This is a genomic window from Burkholderia sp. HMSC10F09 (assembly GCF_001806955.1).
GTDB lineage: Bacteria > Pseudomonadota > Gammaproteobacteria > Burkholderiales > Burkholderiaceae > Burkholderia > Burkholderia multivorans.
Map to the genome: position 1 here is coordinate 1 of NZ_KV786777.1, position 7,864 is coordinate 7,864.

General features: G+C 68.3%; 9 protein-coding genes and 1 pseudogene. 6 read left to right on the forward strand and 4 right to left on the reverse strand.

Annotated elements, in window-relative coordinates; translation table 11 throughout:
* Positions 1–85: 85 nt before the first annotated feature.
* The 3 genes from HMPREF3115_RS18145 to HMPREF3115_RS18155 form a co-directional block, all read right to left on the reverse strand.
* Entirely contained in the window at positions 86–1,282 is a 1,197-nt protein-coding gene (locus HMPREF3115_RS18145) for a phosphoglycerate kinase (RefSeq protein WP_006406492.1), read from the reverse strand.
* A gap of 278 nt (positions 1,283–1,560) precedes the next feature.
* The gene (locus HMPREF3115_RS18150; RefSeq protein WP_006398405.1) at positions 1,561–1,884 is read right to left on the reverse strand and encodes an AzlD domain-containing protein; all 324 of its coding nucleotides are present in this window, start codon (positions 1,882–1,884) and stop codon (positions 1,561–1,563) included.
* Entirely contained in the window at positions 1,881–2,636 is a 756-nt protein-coding gene (locus tag HMPREF3115_RS18155) for an AzlC family ABC transporter permease (protein ID WP_006398404.1), read from the reverse strand. The genes HMPREF3115_RS18150 and HMPREF3115_RS18155 overlap by 4 nt, the downstream gene beginning before the upstream one ends.
* A gap of 191 nt (positions 2,637–2,827) precedes the next feature.
* On the opposite strand from HMPREF3115_RS18155, the gene HMPREF3115_RS18160 reads away from it, so the two are divergent.
* The 6 genes from HMPREF3115_RS18160 to HMPREF3115_RS18185 all read left to right on the forward strand — a co-directional run bounded on the left by HMPREF3115_RS18160 (position 2,828) and on the right by HMPREF3115_RS18185 (position 7,392).
* Positions 2,828–3,751 carry a branched-chain amino acid transaminase gene (locus HMPREF3115_RS18160; RefSeq protein ID WP_006398403.1) on the forward strand — a complete coding sequence of 308 codons (924 nt, stop codon included), beginning with the start codon at positions 2,828–2,830 and terminating at the stop codon, positions 3,749–3,751.
* Positions 3,752–3,801: 50 nt separating this feature from the next.
* On the forward strand, positions 3,802–3,996 hold the full coding sequence (locus HMPREF3115_RS18165; protein WP_006398402.1) for a zinc-finger domain-containing protein: 195 nt from the start codon (positions 3,802–3,804) through the stop codon (positions 3,994–3,996).
* A 139-nt stretch (positions 3,997–4,135) separates the two neighbouring features.
* Positions 4,136–5,173, forward strand: a complete 1,038-nt coding sequence (gene waaF, locus HMPREF3115_RS18170) for a lipopolysaccharide heptosyltransferase II (RefSeq protein WP_053296876.1) — start codon at positions 4,136–4,138, stop codon at positions 5,171–5,173.
* Positions 5,174–5,288: 115 nt separating this feature from the next.
* Positions 5,289–5,735 carry a nuclear transport factor 2 family protein gene (locus HMPREF3115_RS18175; RefSeq protein WP_006398400.1) on the forward strand — a complete coding sequence of 149 codons (447 nt, stop codon included), beginning with the start codon at positions 5,289–5,291 and terminating at the stop codon, positions 5,733–5,735.
* 27 nt (positions 5,736–5,762) lie between these two features.
* Entirely contained in the window at positions 5,763–6,803 is a 1,041-nt protein-coding gene (locus HMPREF3115_RS18180) for a hydrolase (RefSeq protein ID WP_070555514.1), read from the forward strand.
* Positions 6,796–7,392 (forward strand): DUF2946 family protein, encoded by a 597-nt coding sequence (locus tag HMPREF3115_RS18185; protein ID WP_006406497.1) that lies wholly within the window; start codon positions 6,796–6,798, stop codon positions 7,390–7,392. The genes HMPREF3115_RS18180 and HMPREF3115_RS18185 overlap by 8 nt, the downstream gene beginning before the upstream one ends.
* Before the next feature lie 88 nt (positions 7,393–7,480).
* Here the strand turns inward: HMPREF3115_RS18185 and HMPREF3115_RS18190 are convergent.
* Positions 7,481–7,864, reverse strand: a pseudogene (locus HMPREF3115_RS18190) (M48 family peptidase); the annotation flags it as partial.

Sequence of the window (7,864 nt, forward strand, 5' to 3'; positions counted from 1 at the left end):
GCGCGTTTGCGCTTGCCCGCGCCGGCCGCCGGCTCCGCTTTCGCGGAGCGCGCGGCCTTCGTCGCCCCTGCGCGCGCCGCCACGCTCAGGCCGCCCGCGTTTCGAGCACTTCCACTGCCGGCAGCTTCTTCCCTTCGAGGAACTCGAGGAAGGCGCCGCCGCCCGTCGAGATGTAGCTGACCTGGTCGTGGATGCCGTACTTCGCGATGGCCGCGAGCGTGTCGCCGCCGCCTGCGATCGAGAACGCGGACGACTTCGCGATCGCTTCGGCAAGCGTCTTCGTGCCGTTGCCGAACTGGTCGAACTCGAACACGCCGACCGGCCCGTTCCAGACGATCGTGCCGGCCTTCTCGAGCTGGCTCGCGAGCGCCTTTGCCGTGTCCGGGCCGATGTCGAGGATCATGTCGTCGGCTTCGATGTCGGCGACGGGCTTCACGGTCGCTGCGGCCGTCGGCGAGAATTCCTTCGCGGTCACGACGTCGGTCGGGATCGGCACCGACGCGCCGCGCTTGCGCGCTTCGTCGATGATCGCCTTGGCCTCGTCGACGAGATCCGGTTCGGCGAGCGACTTGCCGATCGACAGGCCGGCCGCGAGCATGAACGTGTTCGCGATCCCGCCGCCGACGATCAGCTGATCGACCTTTTCGGCCAGCGACTTCAGGATCGTCAGCTTGGTCGACACCTTCGAACCCGCGACGATCGCAACGAGCGGCCGCGCCGGATTGCCGAGCGCCTTGCCGAGCGCGTCGAGTTCCGCAGCAAGCAGCGGGCCCGCGCACGCGACCGGCGCGTATTTCGCGATCCCGTGCGTGGTGGCCTCCGCGCGGTGCGCGGTGCCGAACGCGTCGTTCACGTACACGTCGCAGAGCTTCGCCATTTTTTGCGCGAGCTCGTCCGAATTCTTCTTCTCGCCCTTGTTGACGCGGCAGTTCTCGAGCAGCACGACCTCGCCCGGCGCGACGTTCACGCCGTTCTCGACCCAGTTCGCGACGAGCGGCACGTCGCGGCCGAGCAGCTCGGACAGGCGCTTCGCGACCGGCGCGAGCGAGTCTTCCGGCTTGAACTCGCCTTCGGTCGGACGGCCGAGGTGCGACGTGACCATCACCGCCGCGCCGGCCTCGAGCGCCGCCTTGATGGCCGGCACCGAGGCGCGCACGCGCGTGTCTTCGGTGATGTTGCCGTGATCGTCCTGCGGGACGTTCAGGTCGGCGCGGATGAACACACGCTTGCCGGCGAGCTGGCCGGCGGCGATCAGGTCGGTAAGACGCTTGACTTGGCTCATGTTGGACTGATTGAAGTAGTGGATGGGGAAAGGGGTACGCCGGACGTGCGCGGGCTGCCGCGAAAGGGCGCCGGATGCGGCCGTGGCTGGCGGCTCCGCATGACGCGCACGGGTAAAAAATCTCGAACGGGCATTCTAGCCGATCCATCCCGCACACTGGCTCGTGCGGCGGCGAATTCCGCCTATTTGGGATCGCGTGCCGCGACACGCGCGATACTGCGCTGCATCATAGATAGCAGCGGCCGCCGTTGCGACGCCGCCACCCCGCCGGGCGGCCCTCAGACGACGAGCCGCAGCACCGTGAACACGACCATGCCGACGACGATCGTACCGAGCATGCTGCGCCGCCACAGGAACCAGCCGAGGCCGGCGAGCGCCGCGTAAAACGGATGATTCGACAGCGCGAACGACAGGCCGGCCGGCGTTTCGAGCACGTCGGGCAGCACGACCGCGACGAGTGCGGCGGCCGGCGCATAGCGCAGCGCGCGCTGCGCGCGTTCGGGCAGGACGGTGCGCTCGCCGCCGATCAGGAACAGCGCGCGCGTGACGGCCGTGACGATCGTCATCCCGACGATCACGATCCAGATTTCCGCCGCGCTCATTCGACCTCCTCGTTGCGCACCGTCTCGGTGCGGATGCGGCGCCAGTCGGCGCGCTCGACGAACCAGTCGGCCGTGCAGCCGGCCGCGAGCGCGGCGAGCACCGCGATGGGCAAGGCGAGCCGGTACGGCAGGTCGAACGCGACGAGCGACACGATGCCGGCGACGGCGACCGCCGCGAGTGTCGAGCGGTTCGCGACCGCCGACACCATGATCGGAATCAGCGCGAGCGTGCCGGCGAGTTCGAGCCCCCAGCTGGCGGGGAAGAAGCTCGCGAGCAGGATGCCGGCGAGCGACGACACCTGCCACGACACCCAGCTCGCGAGCGCCATCCCCCAGAAGTACGCTTCCTTGCCCGGCACGTGGCCGTTCGCGAAGCCCTGCTTCTGGAACAGCAGATAGATCACGTCGCCGTTGAAATAGCCGATCGCGAGACGGCGCCACAGCGGCAGATAGGAAAAATGGGGAGCGAGACCGGCGCTGAAGATCACGAAGCGCATGTTGACCATCGCGGCGGTGAGCAGCACCGTCCAGATCGGCAGCTTCGCGGCGAGCAGCGGCAGCACGGCGAGCTGCGACGAGCCCGCATAGACGAGCAGCGACATCGCGCTCGCCTGCCCGAGCGTCATGACCGACTGGCTCATCGCGATGCCGGTGACGAGCCCCCAAGACAGGATCGCCATCAGCGTCGGGGAATAGTCGCGCGCACCCTGGATCAGGGCGAAGCGGTCGGTCGGGGACAATCGAGCGAGCATGGAAAGCGGCCGCGGCGGGCAGTTCGTCGGACCCCGGCGCCTCCTGCCGGCACGGCCCGTCGTTATTGGAATCGGTGCCGGACGATTATAGCGCCGCACCTGCGCCGACCGACCGGCCCGCCCCCAAATGACGCTAAAATAAGCGTCTTTCCGGCTCAACGCTGCACACAACCGCATCCCAGGAGAATCCTATGTCAATGGCCGACCGCGACGGCAAGATCTGGATGGACGGCAAGCTGATCGACTGGCGCGACGCCACGATCCACGTTCTGACCCACACGCTGCACTACGGCATGGGCGTCTTCGAGGGCGTGCGCGCATACAAGACGGCCGACGGCAGCACCGCGATCTTCCGTCTGCCCGAGCACACGAAACGTCTGCTGAATTCCGCGAAGATCTTCCAGATGGACGTGCCGTTCGACCAGGAAACGCTGGAAGCCGCGCAGCGCGAAGTCGTGCGCGAGAACAAGCTCGAGTCGTGCTACCTGCGCCCGATCATCTGGGTCGGCTCGGAAAAGCTCGGCGTGTCGGCGAAGGGCAACACGATCCACGTCGCGATCGCCGCCTGGCCGTGGGGCGCCTACCTCGGCGAGGACGGCCTCGCGAAGGGCATCCGCGTGAAGACGTCGTCGTTCACGCGCCATCACGTGAACGTGTCGATGGTGCGCGCGAAGGCGTCCGGCTGGTACGTGAACTCGATCCTCGCGAACCAGGAAGCGACGGCCGACGGCTACGACGAAGCGCTGCTGCTCGACGTCGACGGCTACGTGTCCGAAGGCTCCGGCGAGAACTTCTTCCTCGTGAACCGCGGCAAGCTGTACACGCCCGATCTGTCGTCGTGCCTCGACGGCATCACGCGCGACACGATCATCACGCTCGCGAAGGACGCCGGCATCGAAGTCATCGAGAAGCGCATCACGCGCGACGAGGTGTATACGGCCGACGAAGCGTTCTTCACCGGCACGGCCGCCGAAGTCACGCCGATCCGCGAACTCGACAACCGCACGATCGGCAGCGGCGCGCGCGGCCCCGTCACCGAAAAGCTGCAATCGGCGTTTTTCGATATCGTGTCGGGCAAGAACGCGAAGTACGCGCACTGGCTGACCAAGGTCTGAGAGCGCACGCCCCGACCGCCCCACCAAGAAGAGTGACAAGAGAAAGTCTCATGAGTGAAATCAAGGAAATGCCGCTGGTCGAGCTGGCGGCGAAGGACCTCCCCGCCTACTGCCCGAATCCCGCCATGACGCGCTGGAACGCCCATCCGCGCGTGTTCATCGACGTGTCGCACGGCGAAGCGCGCTGCCCGTACTGCGGCACGCGCTACAAGCTGCGCGACGGCGAGGTGGTCAAGGGCCACTGAGCGCATCGGGCCTGCGGGCCCGCGCTATCCACGAGGCGGCGCAGCCGGGCTTGTTCCGGCACGCCGCCGTTTCCCTATCTGGCAACCCGAACGCGGCGCTCGCGCGGCGCGTTTCATTACGACATCGGAAATCGACCTGATGCGTCGAGCGCTGGTTATCGCACCGAACTGGATCGGTGACGCATTGATGGCGCAGCCGCTCTTTGCGCTGCTGAAGAAACTCCATCCCCGCATCGCGATCGATGCCGTCGCGCCCACCTGGGTCGCGCCGGTGCTCGAACGGATGCCCGAGATCCACGATGTCTACGCGACCGATCTCGCGCACGGCAAGCTGCAGCTGCTGCGCCGCTGGCAGCTCGCGAGCGATCTGCGCGACGTCGGCTACGACGCCGCCTACGTGCTGCCGAATTCGCTGAAATCGGCGGTGATTCCGTGGCTCGCGAACATTCCGCTGCGCATCGGCTACACGGGCGAGCACCGCTACGGGCTCTTGAACGTGCGTCACGCGAACCCCGACAAGTCCGCCGAACGGCCGCCGATGACGACGCACTACGCGGCGCTCGCGTACGTGCCGGGCGCGAAGCTGCCCGAGTCGATGAAGACGCTGCCGCCGCCGCGCCTCGACGCGGACCTGAACGAGACGGCGCGCGTCTCCGCGCGCTTCAATCTCGATACGCGCAAGCCGCTCGTCGTGTTCTGCCCGGGCGCGGAATACGGGCCGGCCAAGCGCTGGCCGCCCGAGCATTTCGCGACGCTCGCGACGATCGTCCACCAGTCGTTCCCGTATACCCAGATCGTCGCGCTCGGCTCGCAGAAGGACGCGGCGGCCGCGCAGGCGATCGCCGATCACGCGCCGAACGTGCGCAATCTCTGCGGGCAGACCTCGCTCTCCGAGGCGTGCGCGCTGATCGCACGCGCGAATGCCGTCGTCACGAACGATTCGGGGCTGATGCACGTCGCCGCCGCGCTGCGCCGGCCGCTCGTCGCGGTGTACGGGTCGACCGATCCGCGCCACACTCCTCCGCTGTCGGACCTGGCGAAGGTACAATGGCTGCATCTCGAATGCAGTCCCTGTTTCGAGCGCGAGTGCCCGCTCGGCCACCTGAATTGTCTGCGCGAACTCGGCCCCGAACAGGTATTCGGCGATTTGCGCGGCATGCTCGTCGGGCAGCGCTGACCTTGACCGGCGGCGTCGCCCGGCGCGCCGGGCAATCCGATTCACCGGTGCGCGGCGGCCCCACCCGGGCCGCCGTGCTGAATACGGCGCGCGACGCGCGCGAGAGATAACCCCGATGCCACGTTTTGCCCGCCTTTTCGAAGCCGCCGCCGATACGCTCAACGCCTACTACCAGGCCGTCGCCGATGCCAATCTCGACGCGCTGCTGGCGTTGTGGATCGACGAGGATTTCGCCAGCTGCGTGTGGGCCGACGGCGAGCATCTGCATGGGCTCGACCAGATCCGCAGCGGGCTCGGCACGCGGCTCGCGACGCGTCCGGTGACGATCGAGCCGCTCGACATCCGCGTCTACGACAGCCTCGGCACGGTCGTCTACACGATCGCCGAAGCACACCAGCAAGCCGACCTGACGGCCGATCCCGACATGGTTTTTGCGACGTACGTGATGATTCACGAACGCGGCGAGTGGCGCATCGCGCATATCCACGCGAGCCCGATTCCCGAGCAGGCGGCCGGGCAGTTCGCCGCCAAGATCCGTCACGGGCAGGGCCCGCTGCACTGACGAATAAACGAAGAACGCGGGGCGATCATGAGTACGGCTTCACCGCCCACATCGCCGCTGACCGGGCCGCAGGCCCCCGACGACGACAATCTGCTGCGCTATCGCGCACCGCGCTGGCTGCCGAACAGCCACGTGCAGACGATCGTGCCTGCGCTGTTCGCGCGCCGGCCGGTCGTCGCGTACCGGCGCGAGCGCTGGGAAACGCCCGATCACGATTTCATCGACCTCGACTGGGTCGCGCATCTCGATAGCGCCGCGCCGCCGCCGGACGCGCCGCTGTTCGTGCTGTTCCACGGCCTCGAAGGCAGCTCAGGCTCCCATTACGCGCTCGCGATGATGGCCGCCGCGCGCGCGAAGGGCTGGCACGGCGTCGTGCCGCACTTTCGCAGCTGCAGCGGCGAACTGAACCGGCAGCCACGCTTCTATCATCTCGCCGACAGCGCCGAAGTCGACTGGATCCTGCGCCGGCTCGCGGCGCAGCATCGCGGGCCGATCGTCGCGGCCGGCGTGTCGCTCGGCGGCAACGTGCTGCTGCGCTGGCTCGGCGAGCACCGCAGCGACACGTCGATCGTACGGGCCGCCGCCGCGATCTCGACGCCGATCGACGTGCATGCGGGCGGCCGCGCGTTGTCGCAGGGCTTCGCGATGGTATACACGCGCAGCTTCCTGAAGACGCTGAAACGCAAGGCGCTCCTGAAGCTCGAGCAGTATCCGGGGCTGTTCGACCGCGACGCGATGCTGCGCGCGGTGACGATGTACGACTTCGACGAGGTCGTGACCGCGCCGCTGCACGGTTTCGCGAATGCGAACGACTACTGGACGCAGGCGACCACGCGCCCGCTGCTGCCCGCGATCGACGTGCCGACGCTGATTCTCAATGCGCGCAACGATCCTTTCCTGCCCGAATCGGCGCTGCCGGGCCCGGCCGACGTGTCGCCGGCCGTCGAGCTCGACCAGCCCGCGCACGGCGGCCACGCGGGATTCATGACCGGTCCGTTCCCCGGCCGCCTCGACTGGCTGTCGGTGCGCGTGTTCGGCTATTGCTCCAAATTCGTCGACCATGGATGACATCGTCAAGCAGGCGCTCGCGAAATGGCCGAACGTGCCGCACTGCACGGGCTGGCTGCTGCTCGACCGGCGCGGCACGTGGCGGCTGCGCGACGAGGCCGCGCAGGCTGCCGGCGAACTCGGTTCGCCGATCCGCCATGCCGCGCTGATTGCTTTCATCGGACGCAACTACGAGTGCGACGCGCACGGCCAGTGGTTTTTCCAGAACGGGCCGCAGCGCGTGTACGTCGAGCTCGCGTATACGCCGTGGATCGTGCGGCTCGCCGAGCGCGACGGACAGCTGTCGCTGACCGATCACACCGGCGCGCCGTTCGAGCCCGACGAGGCATGGCTCGACGATGCGGGCGGCGTGTTGTTCGTCGAAGCCGGCACGCGGCCGCGCGTCGCCGCGCTGCACGACCACGACCTCGCGCTGTTCGCCGATCGCGCGGACCTCGACGCGACGCCACCCGTGCTGCGCTGGCGCGACGCTCGGCTGCTGCCGCTCGGGCAGATCGCGGGCACCGACGTGCCGGCTCGGTTCGGCTTCGTCACGAGCCCGGCCCGACGCGCGAGCGAAGCCGGCAACGCGGGCGAGGCCGGGCGCTGAGCGCGATCGTCGCTGCGTTCGTCGTCGCGTTCATCAGCGCGGCCGGCGTTCGCGGCGCGTACATCGCGCACGCGCTCGCCGCTAACCGCTAGCCGCGCCCGTTCTTGTCGTCTTCGCGCTCTTCCTTGTAGCGCGCCTCGAATTCCAGCAGTCGCTCGCCGATGATCGACTGGTCGTAGAACGACACGTTCTTCGCATCGCGCGCCTCCTTCAACTGGCGAATCGCCGACGGCCACGCGCCGTCCAGCGCGAGCTTCTCCGCCAGCGCGCGGCGCCGCGCGAGCACGTCGCCCATGCCGTCGCTCGCCTTCGCAAGATAGTCCCACCAGTCCGGCTGATCGGGATCGGCGCTCGCCTGCGCCCGCGCGAGCATCTGCGCCTCGGCAAAGCGGCGCGCGGCGATCAGCGTCTGCAGATGCACGACGATCGCCGCGTGCGACGCGGGCCAGCGCCGCTGCGCGAGCGCCGCGAG

What these genes read in the sequence shown, in the direction of transcription:
- HMPREF3115_RS18175 (WP_006398400.1), top strand. Translation starts at nt 5,289, where the DNA reads ATGCCACGTTTTGCCCGCCTTTTCGAAGCCGCCGCCGATACGCTCAAC.
- HMPREF3115_RS18155 (WP_006398404.1), bottom strand. Translation starts at nt 2,636, where the DNA reads ATGCTCGCTCGATTGTCCCCGACCGACCGCTTCGCCCTGATCCAGGGT.
- HMPREF3115_RS18165 (WP_006398402.1), top strand. Translation starts at nt 3,802, where the DNA reads ATGAGTGAAATCAAGGAAATGCCGCTGGTCGAGCTGGCGGCGAAGGAC.
- HMPREF3115_RS18145 (WP_006406492.1), bottom strand. Translation starts at nt 1,282, where the DNA reads ATGAGCCAAGTCAAGCGTCTTACCGACCTGATCGCCGCCGGCCAGCTC.
- HMPREF3115_RS18160 (WP_006398403.1), top strand. Translation starts at nt 2,828, where the DNA reads ATGTCAATGGCCGACCGCGACGGCAAGATCTGGATGGACGGCAAGCTG.
- HMPREF3115_RS18180 (WP_070555514.1), top strand. Translation starts at nt 5,763, where the DNA reads ATGAGTACGGCTTCACCGCCCACATCGCCGCTGACCGGGCCGCAGGCC.
- waaF (WP_053296876.1), top strand. Translation starts at nt 4,136, where the DNA reads ATGCGTCGAGCGCTGGTTATCGCACCGAACTGGATCGGTGACGCATTG.
- HMPREF3115_RS18185 (WP_006406497.1), top strand. Translation starts at nt 6,796, where the DNA reads ATGGATGACATCGTCAAGCAGGCGCTCGCGAAATGGCCGAACGTGCCG.
- HMPREF3115_RS18150 (WP_006398405.1), bottom strand. Translation starts at nt 1,884, where the DNA reads ATGAGCGCGGCGGAAATCTGGATCGTGATCGTCGGGATGACGATCGTC.